Below are 21,398 nucleotides of genomic sequence, written 5' to 3'. Positions count from 1 at the left end.
ATGAATCTCTTGTGGCTGGTTCTCTGGTTTCTTGCTTCCAGTTGGCTGTTTCTGTGGTCAGTGTTTGTACCGCCTGCACCTCTCTGGGGTATGGGAGCAGTAGCCCTGGCTGTCAGCCTGGGAGTGGTGATCGCCACCAGGAGAAGCAGGAAAAGTGAAATTACTTCCCCGGTCGCCGGCTTATACCTCAGCCTCCCTGCCCTGGCTGGTCTCATCCTTATCCTGCCGAAATTTACCAGGATAGCTCCGGCTCTGCTTATCCTCGGCCTTGTTCTGGATCAACTCAGCCGTCGGAGGCTTTCCTTTCTCTCCGGTGCGGCTGGTTCGTGTATTCTCTGTGCTCTGGTGTTACTGGTCCAGCTTGCTGCTCTGCCGCTGGGGTATTACTTCGGAGCGCGATATCATCAGATTCCGGCCCTCCAGCCCCTGGTCTATCCGATCCTTAAGGCTGCAGGGCTGCGGATCAGTTTAAGCGATGGTTCATTGTTCGTCCAGACCGTGAATACGACAGCAAAGTTCTCAATCACCCTGGAGAGATTGGGATTTTTCCCCTTCCTCCTCTATCTGTCCGGTGGATTTATGCTTCTTTTCGCAACCGGCCAGAAACGAAACCGGATGGGAAAATTTCTTCTTATCATTTGTGGATACTGCATCTTTCGTTTTCTCATTCTTCTTGTCATCAGCATTGAAACTAATAACCAGGCAATTTTCTGGTCATCGATAATTACCTCTTTGAGTTTTCTTCCCCTCACCTTTCTCCTGATCGAACTTTTACCCTTTCCCCCGCAGAGTGAAAACGTAATCCAACCGCCTTCATTTGTGCGCCCGGGGTTTTCCCTTAACCGGAAATCTCTCCGGTTTGGCAGTGGGGTCTTTTTATGCTCTCTCTTTTTAATCCTGGCCATTGGTTTCCACGATCCGGGAATTAAAAAGCCGGGCAGAATTCTTATCGATGAAGAACATAGCAATTGGGAGTGGACGGATGAAAAATTTGACACTCAGATTTTCGGCAAGAGGACAGATTACAATTTTTACTGCCTGAGTGAGTATTTAACCTACTTTTATCCTCAGGTAAAAAAGAACTACCAACCCCTGACCCCTCATGTATTAGCCGATACCGATATCCTGATTTTGAAAACACCTACCCGGGACTATTCCGATGAGGAGGCAGATGCCATCCAGAATTTTGTAGCCCGAGGGGGAGGCCTTTTTCTTATCGGTGATCATACCAATGTTTTCGGCATGAGCACCTATTTAAATAAAGTAGCCGCAAGATTTAACCTTCGCTTCCGGTATGATGTCACCTATGATCTGCCCACCTATCAACTTTCCCTCTATCGAAAGCCGGCCATTCTCCCTCATCCGATAGTTCAGCACGTTCCCATGTTCTTATTCGGCTCCTCCTGTACTCTTTCAATACCGCTGACAGCAATGTCCATCATGACTGGCTATGGACTCCGCAACCACTACCTTGATTATTCCCGGAAAAATTTTTTCCCTGCTGCCGAAGAAGATCCCGATTATGAATTCGGGCTTTTCACCCAGGCGGCAGCCTTGCATTACAAGGCAGGGAGGGTCCTGGCCTATTCTGACAGTACCTGCTTTTCCAACTTCTTCATGTTCATTCCCGGCAAACCCGAACTGCTCCTGGGATCGATGGAATGGCTTAACCGGATGAATCGATATGGAAAGGTCAGCCTTATCCTTTCCCTGCTAAGCCTTGGGTGCCTGCTCTGCCTCTTGACTCCAGGGAGACCGTGCAGGGAAGAGCTCCCTGGAGTTTTATTCATCTTTGGAATAGCTGGGCTGGTCCTGGGAGTGACAGCGGCTCATCTGCTGAACCGGAAAAATTACGCATATCCAAAAGCCCGAAGAGATTTTTTCCGAGTGGCCCTGGAATCCGAGCACTCTTCATCCTTTTTGCCTGTCAGTCGTCTGGCCGAGCTGTCGGATAAAAGCTTTCTTACCTTTTTTGTCTGGATACAGCGCCTGGGATATATTCCCTGTCTGAAATTCTCGTTGGAAGAGGCTCTGAAGCAAGGGAAAGCGGTGGTTATCGTCGATCCGGTTAAAGGCTTCGACTCCGGAGAAATAGCGGAATTGAAAAACTATCTCCTTCGGGGGGGCCGATTGCTCCTGATGGACAGTCCCTACAATCGAGGATCAACAGCAAACCAGATATTGCAGGAATTCGACATGACAATTGACCATCGGACCATCATAGTCAGGGGAGAGATATTTGATCAGCTTTCCACACCCCTTGGAGAATTTGAGCGGGCCTGCCGGGTTAAAGGAGGAATTCCCCTGCTGACCGATCAAAAGAGGAATTCCATTTTATCTGTCAAAAAGTATGGAGCAGGATTAGTTGCCGTTTTTACCGCCTCGCATCTTTTCAGGGACGAGTCTTTAGGCTATACCAGTTCGGTTCCGGATGAATATCAGCGATGGCTCAGCGAAATAGAATTTTGGGTGTTTACTAGTCTGGCTAAAAAAAATTTCATACCTTTTTCTCGCTACAGCGGATCTTCCAAAAAACGTACACACTCAGACCACATGGTTATGGACTGACAGGGGGAACATCCGCGCATGTTTAATTTACTTGACTTTATAAGATGTTGTCACTATCCTGATTGTATAACCTTAATAAAGGCTTCGCTACCGGACACTTTTTTTTCAATTCCTGTAATCAACCGCGAATGCACACGAATAGACGCTGATAAATTCTTTTGATTTGCCTTCATTATCGAGTCCTCTTTGTTCAGTTCGCGTTCATTCGCGGTCGTTACCTCAAAAGTGTCCGGTAGAGAGATAAAGGCCTGGGCATGGCGATGGTTAACAGCAGAAACAGCTTTAACAGTATTAATCTTAGTGAAGAAGGAAAAAACATATTGCGGGAACTAAAAAAGAGCTTCCTTGACCGCAGGCTCACTCAAGCCGAAAGCGCCAGCCGCAGGCTGGTCAGGTGGCGGATCCTCACCTTTGCTCTTGCCCTGCTGTTTATTCGGGTAGCCCTGTTCCAGCCTTCCTTGCGGCCCGTATGGTACGCAGCGCTTGTGCTCTGCCTGGTGGCCTTTATCTTTCTGGTTGTCCGTTATGAGCGGCTGAGTGAGAAAATCCGGCGGCTGCGGCAAGGGAGATCAACGGCCAGGAGATTCTCGCCCGCTTGCAGCACTCACTCGCCCCCTGGATTCCCAAGGTGCTGAAATGGGAAGCTGCCTTGTGGCTGCTTTCCATCCTGCTCTTTGGGGGCTGGTACCGGTTTTCCCTTCCGGCTGTTCTCTGGGGCAGCACATACCTTGCCTACCTCCTGATATTCTTCACCTCCCTGCCCTCTCTGGCACCGGTATTCAGCCGCGCCACCTCCCTGCACCTGGAATTCCGCAGGCTTGAGGCGGTTTTCCGGCATCTTGAGCGAAAGGTCAAAGCGGAGAAAAACCCGGAACTGGCCCGCTGCTGTGCCTGCTTCCAGAATGCACAAAGCCGCCCTTCAGGCTATCTGAAGCGGATCGGGCGGGTATGCGATGCGCTCAGTATTCAGGGCAACGCCCTGGTTCACCGGAGAGTCAACCCGCTCTGCCCCTGGACCTTTTTTTTCGTCTGCCGATGGGAGGAGCTCAGCCGGCATCTCACGCAGGAAATTCCCCTCTGGCTGGAGACCCTGGGAGAAGTGGAAGCAGCCTCAGCCCTGGCTACCCTGGCCAGCAACAATCCTGACTCCACCCTCCCCCATCTTGATGGTCAAAGGGCTGGGGCATCCCTGTATTCCCGCCGGGCAGCGAAAGACCAATGACTTTTCCCTGAGGGGCCTTGGCAGCCTGGCCCTGGTTACCGGATCGAACATGTCCGGCAAGAGCACCTTTTTAAAAACCCTGGGCATTAACCTTTGTCTTGCCCAGGCCGGAGGTTTTGTCTGCGCGTCAGCCTTCCGATCCTCATGGCTGCGAATTCACGGATGCCTCAAGATGAATGACTCGGTAACCGAGGGTCTGTCCTCCTTTTACGCGGAGGTCAAGCTGCTGAAAAGCATTCTCGAAGCTGCCGGGGATTGGAGCGCTCCCCCTGTCCTGGCCCTCATCGACGAAATTTTCCGGGGAACCAACAACCGGGAGAGAATCATCGGAGTGAGCAGAGGCAACAGTGTGGGATGGGTGAGGGGGCTTTTATTTAACCGGCCGCGTAGTTCCCTCGCCATGTTAGCGAGAGGACCACTTAAGACGAAGACCTATCTTTCGGAGGATTCGGGATGTAAAGAGAAACTTCCACATGCCTTGAGTAGAGCTCAAAATCCTTATCAAGAGTAAAAAGTGGCATATTATTCCGGCAGGCTACTGCACAGATTAAAAAATCGATGTGCGAACCTTGAATACCTTTCTTACGGCATCTATTAAAGAAATCTGCTGCTACCTCATAATCATCTGAATCTATAGGCATGTCTTCAAACGCTCTGAGCTTATCCCTGAGAGTTTTATATTGCTCAGGGGCAGAAATACCCGATAACAATTCTTGCCTGATGGGGCCTATGATTGCAGCTTTCATTTCCTGAATAATTCTGACAAGTTCCTTGATTAAACCTGCTTCTTCAATGCTGATATTTTTATTCCGCCTGAAGGCTAAAGACCAGATAGAAGTATCCACTAATACTCTCATCTATGGAACCTGCCACTTTTATAGTCGTAATCCTGGTCGTAATCAATCTTACCGAATAGTTCTATGATCTCCCTTTGTTTTCGGCGCTGAATATATTCTTTGAGTGCTTCCGTTACTATATCTTTTTGGTCCTTATGCCCACCGACCTCCTGGGCTTCTGACAGCAATTTATCGTCTATTGCCAGATTAATTTCCATGTATTATACCTCTCCATTACATTTTCATGCACAATGTCCCTCAGCTAAATAATATAGTCGGCAATATGTACAAGTCAATAGAAACCGACCGGATGCAATTCGACTATCGGCTCCGGCCAGGGGTCTGTCCAACCACCAATGCCCTGAAGATCATGCAGCAGGAAGGACTGCCAATCGGACCGCCGCTGGCGGCCGGGACAGAGGCGGAGTGAGCAGGCAGCAGCGGGGAATGACCGAGGAAGGAATCGGGGGAGTACTCCCGTACTCCCCGACCGATCACCTGAATCAAAGGCCATGCCGGACAATTACCGGCAGGTCAGCAGAATGCTGTGCAGGAAACAGCCGCCTGAGTCGAGATGAAAGATTTGATCCGGGTTCACATAACTCGGTGGGGAATTCCTGGAAGAACTACCACCTGGACCGCCTTGTCTGGCCGTGGTATTGCCTTTGGAATCGGTTTTGATAATATAAAGTTCAAGACCGTAGGCTGCCGTCAGAGTAGCCCCCGCCAGGACATAGCCGCCATCTTTAGTCGGCTGGATGCAGTAACATATGTCGTCACCGCTCCAGCCATAGGTTTTTTCCCAGGCCGTATCACCCAAATAATCAACCTTTACACAGTAGCAGTCTTTCCCATTAGTACCGGAAGAGCTTTTCTCTCCGGCAAGAACATATCCGCCATCAGAAGTCAGTTGCAGGGAATAAGCCGCATCGTCACCGCTTCCGCCATAAGTCTTTTCCCAGATAAACGATCCGCTTTTGTCCAGTTTCCTGACATAACAGTTATCTCCGGTAGGGGGAGAGCTTGCCACCCCGGCCACCAAATACCCGACACCGCTGATTTCCGCAACCGAGTAAGCTGCATCATGGATGCCGCCACCGAAGGTTCTATACCAATTCACACTACCGTCACTGCCAAGTTTAACAACAGAGGAACGCCTGTTCGAGCCTTCGAAAGATTGTGTCCATCCAGCCGCAATAAATCCCTGATCGGAAGTCTCCTGAATGAAGTTTAATGAATCGTTACCATCAGTGCCAAAATGCCGGGACCATATTTCTTGAAGATTGCTGTCAAATTTTACGATATAACAGTCTTGCCCCCCGAATGATTTCGTCGAGCCAGCTATAATATAATTGCCATCGGAAGTCTTCTGAATCGAGTTGGCTGAATCATCGGAGCTTCCACCATAGGTTTTATCATTGCCGACTCTGTTTCCATCCCGGTCAAGCCTGATAAGGTAGCAATCTTCCATCCCGCTCTCAGTAGAATCCGTTACTCCGGCTATTATGTACCCGCCGTTGGAAGTCTGCACAACGGCGTTAGCTCTCTGGTTACCTTTTCCCCCATAGCGCTTTGTTTCCGGCCAGACTTCTTCGCCATTGCTGTTGAGTTTTATGATGTAGCAGTCTTGATCTCCCCCAAAAGACCTCGTCCATCCAACTACAATATATCCGCCATCGGAAGTCTGCTGAACGGCCTGAGCCGAATCGTCCAACTTTCCGCCGTAATTTACCTGCCACATGCTCGGCAGTGCACCGGCCCGAACCGGGAAAAACAGGTGAACAAGCAGGACAAACCCGCCGAGCACAGCGGATGATACCCTCGAAACGGGAAGTAATGAGCTCTCCATACTGAAATGGTGGATGCTGGTAGATATCTTAACCTTCATTCTTCTCCCCCATTCTTTCACTGGGGTACTCCGGGTTTTCGGGGTAGTACGGCCTTTTGAGGTGCCGCAGACCTCTTCTGCCGGTACTTCTGTTTATATTGCTCAAAGTCCCATCCCTGGAGGAATTTTTCGGCAGCGCCCACCCCTGATTTAAAAAGCCGGTTGCTCTTATCCTTCGACAGGTTAAACTCCGTTGTTCCTATGCCGAGTGTGGGAATGGGGATGGTGCGGGCAAACTGGGCTTCCTCGATGTGATAATTATCGTGAGCTTCCATCATGGTCTGGAAGAGTGCGGCGAACAGGGTGACAGGACCATTGATGGTATTCGGCTTTCCATCCGTCGGACCGACCAGCTTGAAGCCAAAGGTAGGCCAGGGAGGATTGGCGGTGTGGTCATCCATCAGCCAGACGGGGAAGTTGCTCAGGATGCCGCCATCCACGATGTAGCAGGGGGTGCCGCTGGTGTCCTTCAGGATAACGGGTTCGTAGAAAAAAGGTATGCTCATGCTCATCCTGACTGCCAGGGCTACCTCCAGATTATCAGGCTCTATCCCGTAATCGACAATATCCCGGGGAAGTATCAGCATTTTCCCCCGGGTAATATCGGCGGCAATGACCTGGAGCTTATACCGAAACTGGGGGTCATCCTTATATTCATCCATAACCAGGTCCTTGAAGGTTGTAACTTTTCCTTTCGGGGCATGAGCGAGAAGACCCCGCAGCCAGGATTCGAAGAATTTCCCTTCGTAGATGCCTTTTTCAAAGCCAAGGCTCAAGGCAGGCCCCAGACCCGGAATTTTGTCCAGCCATCCTTTATCCTGGAATTTGCGGTAATCCATGCCCTGAACGATTTTTTTCAAATCTCCGGCTGTATATCCCGCGGCAATCAGACTGGCGACGATAGCTCCCGCGGATGTACCGGCCACATTCTCAAATTGAAAACCCTTCTCTTCCATGACCGTAACTGCTCCGACAAGACCAATGCCTTTAACTCCACCGCCTTCAAAAACACCATCGATTTTATTACCGGCCATACTGCCCCCTCTCTCATGGTAAATCCGTGAATATGTCTGGAATCCTGAACTCTGAGAAAAATGTATTATATCATAAAATCATTATATACACCTGTCAAAAAATATTGTACTATTTGCCCTCGGAGAGCATGAGGCGGTCATGGTCATACGATACATCCACCGTCATGCGCCGGTGGACATATCCTGCGTCGCATGCGACGTCACACCGGGAGCAGCTCGTCGGGGAAAAGGCCGTCAAATGCAACCCTTAATGTATTGATAATATATGATTTAAGTGTTATAATAGTCTCTGGCATATGCTTTGCATATTTATTCAACAAGGTAAATATCTCCGATTAATAGATATTTATCTTCTCAGAACAAATGGCAGTCAATAGTAACTTTGGACAATTGCGGGAAAATACAACGGAGTGCCGGAAACGGCACTGCATGGCGAAAAAGCAGTCCGCAGAGTAAAGAAAACAATGGGCGGGATGGGCAATTACCCGCAAAAACAAAAAGATCAATCAAGTAAGGAGGTAGTCGATCATGGCCAAGGCAGTTGGAATTGACCTCGGTACTACAAATTCCTGTATAGCCGTCATGGAAGCGGGAAAGCCGGTAGTTATTCCCAATGCCGAGGGGGGGCGGACCACTCCCTCAGTTGTGGCTTTTACTGAAGATGGCCAGCGTTTGGTAGGGCAGATAGCCAAACGCCAGGCAGTTATTAATCCGGAATCCACGGTCTTTTCGGCCAAGCGGTTCATTGGCCGGAATTATGATGAAGTACAATCGGAAATCAAGATCGTTCCGTATAAGGTAGTCTCCGGTCCCAACAATGCGGTCCGGTTCGATATCCGGAATAAACAGTATGCGCCGGAGGAGATCTCGGCCCAGGTGCTTCGCAAACTGGTCGATGATGCCTCCAATTACCTGGGTGAGAAGGTGAAGCAGGCGGTCATCACTGTACCCGCGTATTTTAACGATGCTCAGCGTCAGGCGACCAAGGACGCGGGCAAGATTGCCGGGCTTGAGGTGCTCAGGGTCATCAACGAGCCGACGGCAGCGGCTTTGGCCTACGGCATGGAGAAAAAGAAAAACGAGACCATCATGGTTTTTGACCTTGGCGGAGGGACTTTTGATGTGTCCATTCTGGAAGTAGGCGAAGGTGTCTGCGAGGTCCGCTCGACTTCAGGCGATACGCACCTTGGCGGCGACGATTTTGACAAGGCCATAGTCGACTGGCTGGCCGATGAATTCCGCAGGGAACAGGGGATTGACCTTCGGAAGGACCGCCAGGCACTGCAGCGGCTGTATGAGGCTGCTGAAAAGGCCAAGTGTGAGCTTTCGAGCATGGCCCAGACCATTGTCAATCTTCCCTTTATCACTGCCGATGCCACAGGGCCCAAGCATCTGTCCATGACCCTGACCAGGGCCAAGTTTGAACAGTTGACTCACCAACTGGTCGAGCGCTGCATCGGGCCGGTCAAACAGGCTTTGAACGATGCCAAACTGACCGAGAAAGACATCGACGAAGTTATCCTGGTGGGTGGTGCCACCCGAATGCCGGCGGTCCAGGAACTGGTGCGCAAGATGACCGGCGGCAAGCAGCCGAACATGTCGGTGAACCCGGATGAGGTCGTTGCCGTAGGAGCAGCCATTCAGGCTGGAATCATTCAGGGAGAAGTGCGGGATGTCCTGCTGCTGGACGTAACCCCCCTGTCTCTTGGCGTAGAGACCCTTGGCGGTGTCATGACCAGGCTGATCGAGCGCAACACCACCATCCCGACCCGAAGGTCCGAGGTTTTCTCCACAGCCGAGGACAGCCAGCCTGCTGTGGACATTGTGGTGCTCCAGGGAGAGCGGCCAATGGCCAGGGATAACCGCCAACTGGGCCGGTTCAAGCTGGAAGGCATTCGCCCGGCGCCGCGGGGAGTACCGCAGATCGAGGTGACCTTCGATATCGACGCTAACGGAATCCTGAACGTCTCGGCCAAAGACCGGGACACGAACAAGGAACAGAAGATTACGATCAGCGGATCGACCAATCTGGACAAGGGCGAGATTGACCGCATGGTTCACGATGCCGAAGCCCATGCAGCAGAGGACCGAAGCCGCAAAGAAGCCATTGAAGAGCGCAATCAGGCAGACTCTTTGGCCTATCAGGTGGAGAGAATGCTGCACGAGCTGGGCGACCGGGTTCCGGTCCATGAAAAGGCCCGCTGCGAACAACTGATTGCCGATATCCGTCAGGCCATCAAAGATGAGGCTCCGGTGGAGCGGGTCAGGCAGTTGAAGAACGATCTGCAGCAGGCTTCGTATAGCCTCGGCGCTGCCGCACAGCAGGCCGGGGCAGGTGGTCCTGCCGCCGGTGCAGGCGCTGCCGGTGGTGCAGGCGGACCGGGAGCAGGAGGCGGCAGACAGCCTTCAGGCGGTGGCGGTGAAGACGTGATTGACGCTGAATTTACTGAAAAGTGATTCCACGCTTGAAGGAGCAGACGATGAAGAGACATCAGGAAGAAAAATCCCGGAGAATTCCCGCAGGGGATTCACCCGAATCACAGGAGGCCGGGCTGGAAACACCCCGGCCTGATCTTCCTGCCGGAGAGGAGGAGGAAATCCTCTCCGAGCAGGAGGCTGCCGCCCGCAAGGAAATTGAGGAAACGGAACAGGTCGTGACCAGCCTGAGGCAGCAGCTTCAGGAGATGGAAGACCGGTGGAAGAGAGCCGCTGCCGACCTTGACAACTACCGAAAGCGCTTTGAGCGGGAGCTTGAGCGGCTTCGCTTTGCCGAGCGGGACTATGTCCTGCACCAGTGGCTGGCAGTGGTGGACAATATGGAGCGGGCCATCAAAGCAGCGGAAAAGGCATCGGATAACCCCTGGTATCAGGGCATGCAGGCCATATATCAGCAGATGCAGGGTGTTCTTCGCCATTTTCGGGTGGATCCAATCATCCCGAAAGGGGAACCCTTCGATCCGCAGCGTCACGATGCGGTAGCCACGGTTGATCTTGCGGATCAGCCGGAAGGGATCATCGCCGAAGTAGTTGAACCCGGCTACACCATCAGCGATCGTATCCTGCGGCCGGCAAAAGTCATCCCGGTGAGGCATCAGGCCAAAAAGTAATCAGTAAATTGAAAGGGTAACTGATGGCCATTAAATTTCAGGATTATTATCAGGTACTGGGCGTTCCCCGAAATGCCTCACAGGATGACATCCAGCGTGCTTACCGGAAACTGGCCCGAAAGTATCATCCCGATATTAACAAGAGCCCGGACGCGGAAGAGCGGTTTAAGAAGATCAATGAGGCTTACGAAGTTCTGAAAGATCCCGAAAAGCGTAAACGCTATGATATGCTCGGAGAAAACTGGCGTGCTGGCCAGGATTTCACTCCTCCGCCAGGATGGGATTTCCGGGGCGGACGGGCTGCCGGGACTGGCGGAGGAACATGGAGAGGTGTCAATTTCAGCGACCTGGGGGATATTGGCGGTCTTGGTGGCGGAAAGTTCAGCGATTTCTTCGAAACGCTCTTTGGTGCAGGACTGGGCGGTTTTCGGACCGCCGGTGGCCGGACACAGGCGGGGGACTGGACTGCGCGTGGTCAGGACCGGGAGGCCGAAATCACCATTCCTCTGGAAGATGCTTACCAGGGCGCAAAGAAAACCATTTCTCTGGAATCCGTGAGGCCGGATGCCGCAGGTCAGCCCCAGCGCGTTACCCAGAATCTTGAGGTCACGATTCCGGCAGGAATAACGGACGGCAAGCGGATCCGGCTCAGTGGCCAGGGAGAGAAAGGGATGGGCGGCGGCCCGCCCGGAGACTTGTATCTGAGGGTGCATATCGCTCCTCATCCGGTTTTCCAATTAAAAGGTCATGATTTGATCGTGGAAGTGCCCGTGACACCCTGGGAAGCGGCCCTGGGTGCACAGGTGGAAGTGCCGACTATGGAAGGAACAGCCAGGGTGAAGATTCCTGCCGGTGTCCAAAGCGGGCAGCGGCTTCGGCTGCGAGGCAAAGGGCTTCCCATGTCGGGAGGGATGCGCGGTGATCTGTATGCCATGATTCAGGTAGCAGTGCCGAAAACACTTGATCCGAAAGAGCGGGAGCTTTTTGAGGAACTGGCCAGGCACTCCTCTTTCCAGCCGCGCCAGCGATAAGAGGGAAAGACCATGAGAGAGCATCGCTATGAAATTGTGATCCGCTGTTCGGATTCGGATCTTCCCGATGGAAGACTGTTTCGCCTGTCCGATCTGGCCAATATGGCCGGACTGCACCCGGACCTTATCGACCGATTTTTTTCCCTTGGACTTATCGAGCCGGCAACGCAGCGGCCCGAACCCCTGTTCACCGACGATGCAGTCCTTCGCATCTGCCGCATCCTCCGGCTGCGCCGGGACATGGGAGTGAATCTGGCTTCCGCGGGAATCATCCTCGACCTTCTCGACCAGATCGAGGAGCTGAAAAGAGAACTGGACCGGCTGCGAAGGTGAGGGAGCAATTGAGCGCGCCGTGTATTGAGCAATCAAAATAAAATAAAGGAGGTTCACTTACCCATGCCAAATGAAGGAACAATTACTGCTGAAACCTTTCAATTCCAGGCCGAGGTAAAAAAGGTCCTGGACATTGTTATCCACTCTCTGTATACGGACCGTGAAATTTTCGTCCGCGAGCTGGTATCCAATGCGGTTGATGCTCTCGAAAAGTTCCGGCATGAGAGTCTGATTCACAAGGAAGTTTTCGACGGGCACCTTTCCCTGGAGATTCTGATCAACACGGATGAAAAGGCCCGTACCCTGACCATTATCGATACCGGTATCGGCATGACCCGCGATGAGCTGGTGGCTAACCTTGGCTCGATCGCCCACTCCGGGTCCCAGAGCTTTCTGGCCCAACTGGCTGAAGCGGCCCGCGAGGATATCAACCTGATCGGCCAGTTCGGTGTCGGCTTCTACTCCGCCTTTATGGTGGCTGACCGGGTAAGGGTTCAGACCCGGAGCTTTCGGATGGACGACCAGGGATGGGAGTGGGTCAGTGACGGATCTGGCACCTACACCATAGCACCGCTGGAAGGGGTTCGCCGGGGGACCAAGATCATCCTTGAGCTGAAGGAAGATGCCCGCGAATTCGCCGATCCGGAAACCATCAAACGGGTCATCAAGCGCTACTCGAACTTCGTCCCCTTCCCCATTCTGGTCAAGGGGGAGAAGGTCAACACCATCCAGGCTATCTGGACCCGCAACAAGAGCGAGATTAAAGAGGAGGAGTACGCCGAGTTTTACCGGTTCGTGGCCAATGCCTTCGACGATCCTTCGTACTATCTGCATTTCAGTGCCGATGCCCCGCTGGCCATCAAGGCACTCCTGTTTGTTCCCAAAGAGAATCTTGAGCGGTTCGGCTTTGGCAGAATGGAGCCCGGCGTGGACCTCTACTGCCGCAAGGTGCTGATCGCCAAACACCCGGAAGGGCTCCTGCCGGAATGGATGAGGTTCCTGCGGGGAGTTATCGACAGTGAGGACCTGCCCCTGAATATTTCGCGGGAGACCCTGCAGGATAGTACCATTGTCAGAAAGATCAACCAGGTGATCAGCGGCCGGTTCATCAAGTATCTGGAAGATGAAGCCAAACAGAATCCGGAAAAATACACCGGCTTCTGGAACACCTTTGGAATATTCCTGAAAGAGGGAATCGTCAATGACTTCACCCACCAGAAAGATATTGCCAGACTGCTGCGCTTCGAGTCATCCAGGACCGACAAGGGCAAACTGACCTCTCTGGCTGAATATGTCGAGCGGATGAAGGAGGGGCAGAAGGTCATCTATTACTTCAACGGTCCTTCGCGGGAGGTCATCGAGTCTGGCCCTTACCTGGAGACTTTCCGGAGCCGTGATCTTGAGGTCATATATACCCATGATCCTATTGATGACTTCGTTATGAGCAACCTGCACGAATTCGATGGCAAAAAGCTGCTTTCTGCCGATCAGGCCAATCTGGAGCTGCCGGAATCAGGGAAAAAGGAAGAAAAAGCGGAGGAGCCGAAATTCAGGGAATCCCTGAGCACTGACCAGATCAAATCCCTTACCAGTTGGCTCAAGGATATTCTGGGCAACCGGGTCAAGGAGGTCATCGAGTCCCACCGCCTGGTGGAAAGCCCGGCCATTGTGGTCAATCCTGACAGCAGCATGAGCAGCGCCATGCGAAGGGTCATGCAGGTCATGGATAGAAACCTTGGTGAAGGGCCTTCCCCTCTGACCATGGAAATCAATCCCCGCCATCCTCTGATTCGCGGCCTGGACACCCTGCGGACGCAGGATGCGGAGTTTGCCAAAACCATCGGGGAGCAGATCTTCGATAACGCCCTGATTGCCGCCGGTCTCCTCGCTGAGCCCAGAAATATGGTGGATCGGATGTACCATATTCTGGAGCGGGCCGTTAAATAAAGAGTGCAGATAAAGAAGACATTCCCGTGTTCCAAAACAGGCAATGACATTGGAGGGGCAGGCCCCTTGCCTGCCCCATTCGGGCGGCCACAGCAGGGAGCCCCTGTGTCAGAGACCGTCCCTCCAGAGATACAGATTGCCCTTAACGGAAAAGAGACGGAGCGTGTAGTTGCGTACTTTCAAATGTAGTTGATAAAAATTTCTCTTGCCTTGCCCCCGGGTTTTTAGTATATTCACCGATATAGAGCTTATCATTGTTTCCTTAATCACAAATCACGGTCAATCACCCTATTGAGGAGATACAGGGGATGATTCGGATAACATCCAGGGATGTCAGCCGAAAAGGGGTTCTCTTCAGTAGTCATGAGCAGCAAACGAACCTGCAATTATCTTTCTCTTTCAGTAAACCGCATGCTAACTTTCCTTTTGAACTAAACTTATTATTCGACTCAGGATGTGGACGAATGAACGTAATTTCCCCAGCAGCACGGGAGGATTCCATGAACTGAAGGGAGTGCCTTATGCTCCTTCGTATCTCTTGAAGATACGGCTATTTCTTGATGAAAAAAGTGGAGGGAGAGGACAAGATGGGTACCTGGATCCAAAGGCAGGTGCAGCGGTGGCAATTTCGGAAGGCAAAGAAAAAATATCAGCAATGCATGGCTGGAGAATCGGATGAGACCTTTCCGGAGGTTCTCTTCCAAGTGATGGATCTGCTTTCTCAGGTCAGCCCTGATTTTCGGAAAAATATTCAGGGTTTTACCGGGAAGTACCAATTCATGAGCAAGGAGAATCAGGTGGCTTTTCTGGCTACCTTTGACGATGACGGGCTGATAATTGAAGAGGCCGTTTCTCCTGAGGCTGATATCACCATAACCTTCAAAGATAACCAGGGTATCATGAATTCATTGTGTTCACCCAGGAAAGACATCTTAAAAACTCTCCATGACAATGCAGTGGCTCTTCAAGGAAATCCGAATTATTTTTATAAGCTGGGATTCTTAACTGATCACATTCAATTGGCTCTGAACGAAGATCTGCCTCAGTAGCCGGATCAACCCTTTTTACCTGTTGAGGTGCATAGTGAACCGTCCATTGGTCATCGATATTAAAAGACATGCTCTAGCCGGTAGTTCGGGCATTCGAACCACGATCTTTTTCAAAGGCTGCCAGTTGAACTGTTTGTGGTGCCATAATCCGGAAGCCATTGATCCGGACATGGAAATCGGTTTTTACCCATCCAAATGCCTTTTGTGCGGGGATTGTGTGGATGTTTGTCCAACTAAAGCCTGCAGCCTGGATAATCCTGCCCGGATAGACCGGGAGCGGTGCATCCGGTGCGGTCGATGCACGGAAGTTTGCACCGGACTGAGCTTGCAGCGCATTGGCACTTATTACTCGCCTGAACAGATCCTTGAACTGGTACTCCAGGATCAGCAATTATTCCGTGGTTTGGATGGAGGCGTCACTTTATCGGGAGGGGAACCTACACTTCACATGGATTATATCTCGATCCTCCTCCGAATGCTGAAAAAGGATGGGGTTCACACGGCTATTGAAACCAATGGACTTTTCTCAGGAGCTGAATTTCAGAAAACCATCCTTGAATTCCTCGATCTTATTTATTTTGACGTCAAACTGGTTCACCCTGATCTCCACCGCCTCTATACCGGGCAAGGCAATGAGCAGATTCTGGACAATCTGACTATGCTCATGAGCCTCTGTCCTGAAAAGATGATTCCCCGCATCCCCCTTGTTCCCGGCATCACGACCACGAATGAAGCCCGCCAGTCAATGTCTGTCCTGTTCCGGAAATTGAGCATCAAAGAATATGCCCTTTTGCCGTATAATTCTCTCGGCCATGCCAAACTTCAAACCCTGGGCAAGACGCCCCTCATGCTCCCCGGTCCGGCAAAGGAGAATCTGAGCCGGAGGGAGGGTGACAGGTCGCCGGTTGCAGCTCAGTGACGGCTCTTGCGGGAGGGAAGTGGTCAGTGATCAGTTTATCTTCTTTGCCCCGCTGTGCCTTTGTGCCTGAGCAATAAAATATAAACTAGTAAATATTGCCGGTTAGTAAAAAATTCAAAGTGATACTCCCGATTCTTTCCTGGTTTTATGCCGAATTAAAAAGAGATACTCCTTGTGGTTAACCTTTCATGCTCCAGAGCTCCACAATAGCGGGTTAGCATCTTGGCCCTGGCGGGCGCGGGTCGAGGATCGAAATAAACCTGATGGTTATCGTGTATTAACAGGGTCCCTGGCCTTGGGTCCGTCCTCCTTGCGCTTTTTTAAGCGTATAGATAATCCTGGGGTCAGGGACCTTGTTCCCCAAGGTCCTCTGGCATAATCCGAAATCCCTCTTCTTTCCCCTTTGAGTAAAGGGGAAAAACGCGGTCCGCATCAGTGTCTGGAAATTGCTTGACAGGAAAATAGTTTGAAATTATTATACTCTTTTTTAATCTCTCTGCCAGCTTTCTACCACACCTTAATCAAGGAGGAGTAATGATGAGTCTGAAGGGTCTGAAAACAGAAAGAAATATTTTGACTGCCTTTGCCGGAGAATCACAGGCCAGGAACCGCTATACCTACTTTGCCAGCCAAGCCAGAAAAGAGGGCTATATCCAGATCGCGGATATATTCGAGGAAACCGCCAACCAGGAGAAGGAACATGCCAAACGTTTCTTCAAACTGCTTGAGGGAGGGGATGTCGAAATTCAGGCCGCATTTCCGGCTGGCATCATCAGCACAACTGCCGAAGCTCTGAAAGCCGCTGCTCAGGGAGAGCATCATGAGTGGGAGGTGATGTATCCATCATTTGCCAGGATAGCCCAGGATGAAGGTCTTGCGAGCATTGCCAAAATATTCGAGGCTGTTGCTGTAGCTGAAAAACAGCACGAGAAGCGATACCTTGGCCTCCTGGCCAATATCGAGGCAGGTACGGTCTTTAAAAAGAAAGAAGCTATTGTCTGGCGATGCCGCAATTGCGGTTATCTTCATCGGGGAGTGGAATCACCAGACTCCTGCCCGGCCTGCGCTCATCCTCAAGGGTATTTTGAGGTGCTGGCGGAGAACTGGTAGCCATGTACATATCCTGAACATGAGCATGCAGAAATTTTTCTGCATGCTCTTTTGTGATTTATGCCGAAAAGCAGCAATCACCTTTTTCCGCTCGACAATGAGATCATTCGAGAAGATAAGACCTTAAGATCAAGCGGTCAGGAACGGGAGTCAAAACATATGGGAAAGTATGTCTGTGACGTATGTGGATACATTTATGACCCGGCTGATGGAGACCCTGATGGTGGTATCGGTCCCGGAACAGCCTTTAAAGATCTGCCTGATGAATGGGTATGCCCTGTCTGCGGAGCACCCAAAAGTGAATTTTCTCCGCTCAATTAAATTCTTACCGAGCCTTATCCAGTTTGTATCCTCACAGGGCGGCAGGAAGATGAAAGCACGGCTTAGGTCGGGCACGCCGGTCAGATTTACTCCCCCTGGAGTTTTGGCATATATTATGCTATATTTTGACTACTGAGGAATGACAAGGCGATATACTGCCGACCATTTTCGGATAAGGAGGAAAAGAAAGTCATATGCCTCAACATTTGCAGCGAGAAATCGAAAAGCTGAAACGTAACCTATTATCCCTCAGCACGTTGGTTGAGGAGAGCGTTCAAAAAGCCGTCAAGTCCATCGAACAGAGAAATACAAAACTGGCCGTGAGCGTGATCGAAAATGACCTGAAAATCGACCATACTGAAGTGGATGTGGAAGAGGAATGTCTGAAAGTGCTCGCTCTCTATCAGCCGGTAGCTATCGACCTGCGGTTTATTGTGGCTGTCCTGAAAATTAATAATGACCTGGAACGGATTGGTGACCTTGCCGTTAACATTGCCGAGCGGGCTACCTTTTTAGCCGCACAGTCAAAGGTGAATATCCCGTTTGATCTTGCCGGTATGGCTGAGAAAGCCCAATTAATGCTCAGGCAGAGCCTGGATGCCCTGGTTAATATGGATTCTCAACTGGCCCGTGAGGTCTGCGCCTCAGACGACGAGGTGGACGCCATCAACCGTGAGATGTATAGCCAAGTCCAGGCTGGCATCAATCGCCATCCTGAAGAAGTGGAGTCCCTGATTCACCTTCTCTCGGTCTCCCGCCACCTGGAGCGGATAGCCGATCATGCTACCAATATTGCCGAAGATGTAATCTATATGGTCGATGGTGAGATCAGCAGGCATAAAACGGAGGAGTATAAACCACAAATGAACAAATCCACTGCCCCGTAAAAGGAAGTTTTCAGTTATCAGTTCTCTCTTCTGACCACTGAGCACTGATCACTGACCACTGATAGCCACAAACAGCAGGGGCCTCACCACCCTCTCAGGATTGGTGAGGCCCCTGGTCTCCCATTCGGCTTAGTGTGCTGTTAATGCGTTCAACAAGATCAATACCAGTATCAAAAGGGTAAAGGATCCACAGATTCCCCAAACAACCCTCTCGTAAGTTTCCAATTCTTTAATTCTGGCTATCATGGTTAACACCCCCTCTAGTGGGCCCCCCGCTTCTTCTATAATTGTTGTTATCGAGCTTCAGCTTTTTCTCTGTTCTCATCGGCATTCTCAACCTAATGGACGACTTGCGGCCAATTCCATTATGCATGCCCGGCAGCGGATGTCGAAAAAAAATGCAAAATCAGAACCGAAAATCGAAACTTAATCGATACTTTTCAACCCCGGTTAGCTGCTTATGAACCAACGTGCTTTCCCTGATGCCGAGGGAGAAGGAGCATCGCTCCAGCAGAGGAGCGAGATTTTTCTCCAGGGTGCGCTGATTGAGCTTTGCGGTGCTGTTGATGGCGCTGTAGATATTGCCTGCATACCAGCCGAATTCCATGACCAGGAGGATGCTCCCCAGCCCATGCTGGTTCTGATCGAAGGCCTCGGCTGCACCCCAGATGAAGCCTCCATTGACTAAAAGAGCAGTGGCACCGTCCCGGTAGCGCCTGGCATATATCTGCCCGGCACCGGGGATGGCCGCGGACAGAATACCGGCCAGGACAGGTTTTTTCAAGGGGAGAGCGGCCAGCCGCCTGGCTTCCCGGCCAAGATATGCTGCCTCGGTGAAGAGCCGGCTGTCCGATTTGACTGCGGAGAAGGCTGAAGCCGCTTCCTGCCATTCCTGAAGCTCCAGGTGAAGGCAGCCGGTCCTGAAAAAGGCCAGACTCACCCGATCATCATCTTCAGGATAGGCCTCCATGAACTGCCGGTACCGGGTGATGGCCTGCCGGTTATGCCCTCCCAGCCGCAGGGTCTCGGCGGATTGAAAACAGGCTTCCCTGCCGATATCCTGTCCCTGATAATCCCGGCACAGGATTTCAAACTGTTTGCCTGCATCCTCCCACTGCTCTCCCTTCTGGTAGGCATAGGCAACCTTTAAACGAACCAGCTTGATGAGCGGATCATCCGGGAAAAAGAACAGGAAACGGGAATATTCGGTGATGGCCCGGTAATATTCGCCGGTTTCAAAAAGGTGATCGGCAAAGGCCAGGATTTTTTCCTTTTCTGAAGAAAGGGCTATCACCTCGGCCCCCGTCTGCCGGATAACCGCAAGGAGCATAAGGAGCATCAGAGGCACAACGGCCACAAAAGTAAAGCCTGACCATAGACTCAACCTGCTGACCATGCCGCTCCCTGGCTGGCGGTCCATCTTCCCCCCAATCCTTTTTCCTTAACTATTCTTCACGTGGAGCCTTCATCCTCTTCTTCCCCGGAGTCTTCCCAGGGGGCATCCTCTCCCCTGCCCTCTTCAGCCCGGACATCCCGGTCTTGCGCTTCCTTCGGTTCCAGCTCTTCCGGTGCCGCTTCTTCCTTCCCCTCCCCCGCCCTGCTCTGCCGCTCCTCCTTCATTTTCCGGAGCCTGGCCAGATGCTGGCTGATCAGCCCCTCATAGCCGCGATCGGAAGGAAAGTAATACCTTTTCTCCCGCAGTTGGTCGGGCAAATAATTATCGGCCACAAACCCTTCTCTGGCATCATGTGGATATTGATACCCTTGACCATAGCCCAGCTTTTTCATCAATCCGGTCGGAGCATTGCGAAGGTGCAGAGGCACCGGCAGCGGGCCGTAGCCGGTTACATCCTCTTTGGCCTTCCGGTAAGCCATATAGGAGGCATTGCTCTTGGGGGCGCTGGCCAGATACGTGGCTGCCTGAGCCAGGGGAATCCAGCCTTCCGGCAGGCCGACAAAATGAAAGGCATCCTTGGCCGAAACCGCCACCTGGAGGGCCTGGGGGTCGGCATTGCCGATATCCTCAGAGGCAAAGATGATCATCCGCCTGGCAACGAACAGGGGATCCTCGCCCGCCTCCAGCATCCGGGCCAGCCAGTACACCGCCGCATCCGGATCGCTTCCCCGCATGCTCTTGATGAAAGCCGAGATGATATTATAGTGCTCCTCACCGGTCTTGTCATAGAGCAGGGCTTTTCGCTGCAGGGCCTCTTCGGCCATAGCCAGCGTGATTGTCCTGCCTCCTGCTGCGGCAGGGGATTTTAGAGGAAGCAGGGCCAGGCTGGATTCGAGGGCATTGAGTGCAGTGCGGGCATCCCCATGACAGGAGTGGCTGAGAAAATCCAGGGCATCCTCTTCGATATCGAGATTTGCCGAGCCCAGCCCGCGCACCGGATCAGTCAGTGCCCGCTTCAGCAGCTTCCGGATATCCTCCGCGGAAAGCTGCTGCAGAACCAGGACCGTGGTTCTGGACAACAGGGCTGGAATCACCTGAAAGGAGGGGTTTTCCGTCGTGGCCCCGATCAGGGTGATGGTGCCGTTTTCCACATGGTGCAAGAAGGCATCCTGCTGAGCCTTGTTGAAGCGATGAATCTCATCGACAAACAGAATGGTCTTCTTGCCGTAATACTTCTTCTCCCCTTCGGCAGCTTTCAGGATATCCTTGACTTCCTTGACTCCGGAAAGCACGGCCGAGAACGGAACAAAATTGGCCGAAGTCATCCGGGCAATGACCATAGCCAGGGTGGTTTTCCCGCTGCCCGGCGGTCCCCAGAGAATGAGCGATGGAAGCCGGTCCTCTTCCAGGGCCTTGCGGACCAGTTTGTCCGGGCCGAGAATATGCTCCTGCCCCACAAATTCATCAAGGGATTGCGGCCGCATCCGGTCAGCCAGAGGCGACGATCTTCCAATTTTCATCGGCAAAACCTCATCACCTTAATTTTTCCTGGCGCTTTCAACTTCAATTATCAGGTGCATGACGCCTGTTTCCTGCATTATTATGACGTTATAATTTTATACATTATTTTCATATAAATCAGCTATCGGGAAACACAAATCATAATCATTCCACTCCCAATCACCTTCATGTATTTCAAATTTTTTAAATTCATCTATATACTGGATCGCGCAGGCTTCGCCTGGCGCAC

At 51.8% G+C, this 21,398-nt stretch carries 21 protein-coding genes; 15 read left to right on the top strand and 6 right to left on the bottom strand.

Annotated features, from left to right (window positions below):
• The 4 genes from AB1611_02905 (at position 1) to AB1611_02890 (ending at position 4,301) form a co-directional block, all read left to right on the top strand.
• The gene (locus tag AB1611_02905) at positions 1-2,568 is read left to right on the top strand and encodes a hypothetical protein (GenBank protein MEW6378540.1); all 2,568 of its coding nucleotides are present in this window, start codon (positions 1-3) and stop codon (positions 2,566-2,568) included.
• 320 nt (positions 2,569-2,888) lie between these two features.
• On the top strand, positions 2,889-3,203 hold the full coding sequence (locus AB1611_02900) for a hypothetical protein (protein ID MEW6378539.1): 315 nt from the start codon (positions 2,889-2,891) through the stop codon (positions 3,201-3,203).
• Entirely contained in the window at positions 3,164-3,790 is a 627-nt protein-coding gene (locus AB1611_02895; GenBank protein MEW6378538.1) for a hypothetical protein, read from the top strand. The genes AB1611_02900 and AB1611_02895 overlap by 40 nt, the downstream gene beginning before the upstream one ends.
• A complete protein-coding gene (locus AB1611_02890) occupies positions 3,735-4,301 on the top strand; it encodes a hypothetical protein (protein ID MEW6378537.1) in 567 nt (188 codons plus the stop codon). The genes AB1611_02895 and AB1611_02890 overlap by 56 nt, the downstream gene beginning before the upstream one ends.
• On the opposite strand, the gene AB1611_02885 is transcribed toward AB1611_02890, so the two are convergent.
• Positions 4,210-4,647, bottom strand: a complete 438-nt coding sequence (locus AB1611_02885) for a PIN domain-containing protein (protein ID MEW6378536.1) — start codon at positions 4,645-4,647, stop codon at positions 4,210-4,212. The two genes, AB1611_02890 and AB1611_02885, sit on opposite strands and share 92 nt — an antisense overlap.
• Positions 4,644-4,844, bottom strand: a complete 201-nt coding sequence (locus AB1611_02880; GenBank protein MEW6378535.1) for a type II toxin-antitoxin system VapB family antitoxin — start codon at positions 4,842-4,844, stop codon at positions 4,644-4,646. The genes AB1611_02885 and AB1611_02880 overlap by 4 nt, the downstream gene beginning before the upstream one ends.
• Before the next feature lie 65 nt (positions 4,845-4,909).
• On the opposite strand from AB1611_02880, the gene AB1611_02875 reads away from it, so the two are divergent.
• A complete protein-coding gene (locus AB1611_02875) occupies positions 4,910-5,056 on the top strand; it encodes a hypothetical protein (protein ID MEW6378534.1) in 147 nt (48 codons plus the stop codon).
• Positions 5,057-5,149: 93 nt separating this feature from the next.
• On the opposite strand, the gene AB1611_02870 is transcribed toward AB1611_02875, so the two are convergent.
• Together AB1611_02870 and AB1611_02865 are read right to left on the bottom strand one after the other, a co-directional pair.
• Positions 5,150-6,514 (bottom strand): hypothetical protein, encoded by a 1,365-nt coding sequence (locus AB1611_02870; GenBank protein ID MEW6378533.1) that lies wholly within the window; start codon positions 6,512-6,514, stop codon positions 5,150-5,152.
• Between the two features lie 17 nt (positions 6,515-6,531).
• Entirely contained in the window at positions 6,532-7,548 is a 1,017-nt protein-coding gene (locus AB1611_02865) for a patatin-like phospholipase family protein (protein ID MEW6378532.1), read from the bottom strand.
• A 528-nt stretch (positions 7,549-8,076) separates the two neighbouring features.
• Between AB1611_02865 and dnaK the strand changes: the two genes are divergently transcribed.
• The 10 genes from dnaK to phoU all read left to right on the top strand — a co-directional run bounded on the left by dnaK (position 8,077) and on the right by phoU (position 18,252).
• Positions 8,077-10,005, top strand: coding sequence for a molecular chaperone DnaK (dnaK, locus tag AB1611_02860; protein MEW6378531.1), 1,929 nt, complete (start codon positions 8,077-8,079; stop codon positions 10,003-10,005).
• A 23-nt stretch (positions 10,006-10,028) separates the two neighbouring features.
• Entirely contained in the window at positions 10,029-10,655 is a 627-nt protein-coding gene (locus AB1611_02855) for a nucleotide exchange factor GrpE (GenBank protein MEW6378530.1), read from the top strand.
• Positions 10,656-10,678: 23 nt separating this feature from the next.
• Positions 10,679-11,686, top strand: a complete 1,008-nt coding sequence (locus AB1611_02850; protein ID MEW6378529.1) for a DnaJ C-terminal domain-containing protein — start codon at positions 10,679-10,681, stop codon at positions 11,684-11,686.
• A gap of 12 nt (positions 11,687-11,698) precedes the next feature.
• Positions 11,699-12,019, top strand: coding sequence for a chaperone modulator CbpM (locus AB1611_02845; GenBank protein ID MEW6378528.1), 321 nt, complete (start codon positions 11,699-11,701; stop codon positions 12,017-12,019).
• A 63-nt stretch (positions 12,020-12,082) separates the two neighbouring features.
• Positions 12,083-13,966 (top strand): molecular chaperone HtpG, encoded by a 1,884-nt coding sequence (gene htpG, locus AB1611_02840; protein MEW6378527.1) that lies wholly within the window; start codon positions 12,083-12,085, stop codon positions 13,964-13,966.
• A gap of 587 nt (positions 13,967-14,553) precedes the next feature.
• Positions 14,554-15,015, top strand: a complete 462-nt coding sequence (locus AB1611_02835) for a hypothetical protein (GenBank protein ID MEW6378526.1) — start codon at positions 14,554-14,556, stop codon at positions 15,013-15,015.
• A gap of 34 nt (positions 15,016-15,049) precedes the next feature.
• Positions 15,050-15,934: a glycyl-radical enzyme activating protein gene (locus tag AB1611_02830; GenBank protein ID MEW6378525.1), complete on the top strand. Its 885-nt coding sequence runs from the start codon at positions 15,050-15,052 to the stop codon at positions 15,932-15,934.
• 534 nt (positions 15,935-16,468) lie between these two features.
• Positions 16,469-17,044, top strand: coding sequence for a rubrerythrin (rbr, locus tag AB1611_02825; protein MEW6378524.1), 576 nt, complete (start codon positions 16,469-16,471; stop codon positions 17,042-17,044).
• A gap of 159 nt (positions 17,045-17,203) precedes the next feature.
• Positions 17,204-17,365, top strand: coding sequence for a rubredoxin (gene rd, locus AB1611_02820; GenBank protein ID MEW6378523.1), 162 nt, complete (start codon positions 17,204-17,206; stop codon positions 17,363-17,365).
• Positions 17,366-17,559: 194 nt separating this feature from the next.
• Positions 17,560-18,252: a phosphate signaling complex protein PhoU gene (gene phoU, locus AB1611_02815; protein ID MEW6378522.1), complete on the top strand. Its 693-nt coding sequence runs from the start codon at positions 17,560-17,562 to the stop codon at positions 18,250-18,252.
• Between the two features lie 406 nt (positions 18,253-18,658).
• On the opposite strand, the gene AB1611_02810 is transcribed toward phoU, so the two are convergent.
• Together AB1611_02810 and AB1611_02805 are read right to left on the bottom strand one after the other, a co-directional pair.
• On the bottom strand, positions 18,659-19,672 hold the full coding sequence (locus AB1611_02810) for a tetratricopeptide repeat protein (GenBank protein MEW6378521.1): 1,014 nt from the start codon (positions 19,670-19,672) through the stop codon (positions 18,659-18,661).
• Between the two features lie 32 nt (positions 19,673-19,704).
• Complete coding sequence (locus AB1611_02805; protein ID MEW6378520.1) at positions 19,705-21,168, bottom strand: replication-associated recombination protein A; 1,464 nt, start codon at positions 21,166-21,168, stop codon at positions 19,705-19,707.
• Positions 21,169-21,398: the final 230 nt, after the last annotated feature.

Source organism: bacterium (assembly GCA_040755755.1).
Lineage (GTDB): Bacteria > SZUA-182 > SZUA-182 > DTGQ01 > DTGQ01 > DTGQ01.
Note: the sequence above shows the minus strand (reverse complement) of the source record. Positions and strands in the feature narration are given on the sequence as shown.

What these genes read in the sequence shown, in the direction of transcription:
- htpG (MEW6378527.1), top strand. Translation starts at nt 12,083, where the DNA reads ATGCCAAATGAAGGAACAATTACTGCTGAAACCTTTCAATTCCAGGCC.
- AB1611_02890 (MEW6378537.1), top strand. Translation starts at nt 3,735, where the DNA reads ATGGTCAAAGGGCTGGGGCATCCCTGTATTCCCGCCGGGCAGCGAAAG.
- AB1611_02810 (MEW6378521.1), bottom strand. Translation starts at nt 19,672, where the DNA reads ATGGACCGCCAGCCAGGGAGCGGCATGGTCAGCAGGTTGAGTCTATGG.
- AB1611_02870 (MEW6378533.1), bottom strand. Translation starts at nt 6,514, where the DNA reads ATGAAGGTTAAGATATCTACCAGCATCCACCATTTCAGTATGGAGAGC.
- AB1611_02885 (MEW6378536.1), bottom strand. Translation starts at nt 4,647, where the DNA reads ATGAGAGTATTAGTGGATACTTCTATCTGGTCTTTAGCCTTCAGGCGG.
- phoU (MEW6378522.1), top strand. Translation starts at nt 17,560, where the DNA reads ATGCCTCAACATTTGCAGCGAGAAATCGAAAAGCTGAAACGTAACCTA.
- rd (MEW6378523.1), top strand. Translation starts at nt 17,204, where the DNA reads ATGGGAAAGTATGTCTGTGACGTATGTGGATACATTTATGACCCGGCT.
- AB1611_02845 (MEW6378528.1), top strand. Translation starts at nt 11,699, where the DNA reads ATGAGAGAGCATCGCTATGAAATTGTGATCCGCTGTTCGGATTCGGAT.
- AB1611_02905 (MEW6378540.1), top strand. Translation starts at nt 1, where the DNA reads ATGAATCTCTTGTGGCTGGTTCTCTGGTTTCTTGCTTCCAGTTGGCTG.
- AB1611_02805 (MEW6378520.1), bottom strand. Translation starts at nt 21,168, where the DNA reads ATGAAAATTGGAAGATCGTCGCCTCTGGCTGACCGGATGCGGCCGCAA.
- AB1611_02835 (MEW6378526.1), top strand. Translation starts at nt 14,554, where the DNA reads ATGGGTACCTGGATCCAAAGGCAGGTGCAGCGGTGGCAATTTCGGAAG.
- rbr (MEW6378524.1), top strand. Translation starts at nt 16,469, where the DNA reads ATGATGAGTCTGAAGGGTCTGAAAACAGAAAGAAATATTTTGACTGCC.
- AB1611_02865 (MEW6378532.1), bottom strand. Translation starts at nt 7,548, where the DNA reads ATGGCCGGTAATAAAATCGATGGTGTTTTTGAAGGCGGTGGAGTTAAA.
- AB1611_02855 (MEW6378530.1), top strand. Translation starts at nt 10,029, where the DNA reads ATGAAGAGACATCAGGAAGAAAAATCCCGGAGAATTCCCGCAGGGGAT.
- AB1611_02850 (MEW6378529.1), top strand. Translation starts at nt 10,679, where the DNA reads ATGGCCATTAAATTTCAGGATTATTATCAGGTACTGGGCGTTCCCCGA.
- dnaK (MEW6378531.1), top strand. Translation starts at nt 8,077, where the DNA reads ATGGCCAAGGCAGTTGGAATTGACCTCGGTACTACAAATTCCTGTATA.
- AB1611_02880 (MEW6378535.1), bottom strand. Translation starts at nt 4,844, where the DNA reads ATGGAAATTAATCTGGCAATAGACGATAAATTGCTGTCAGAAGCCCAG.
- AB1611_02875 (MEW6378534.1), top strand. Translation starts at nt 4,910, where the DNA reads ATGTACAAGTCAATAGAAACCGACCGGATGCAATTCGACTATCGGCTC.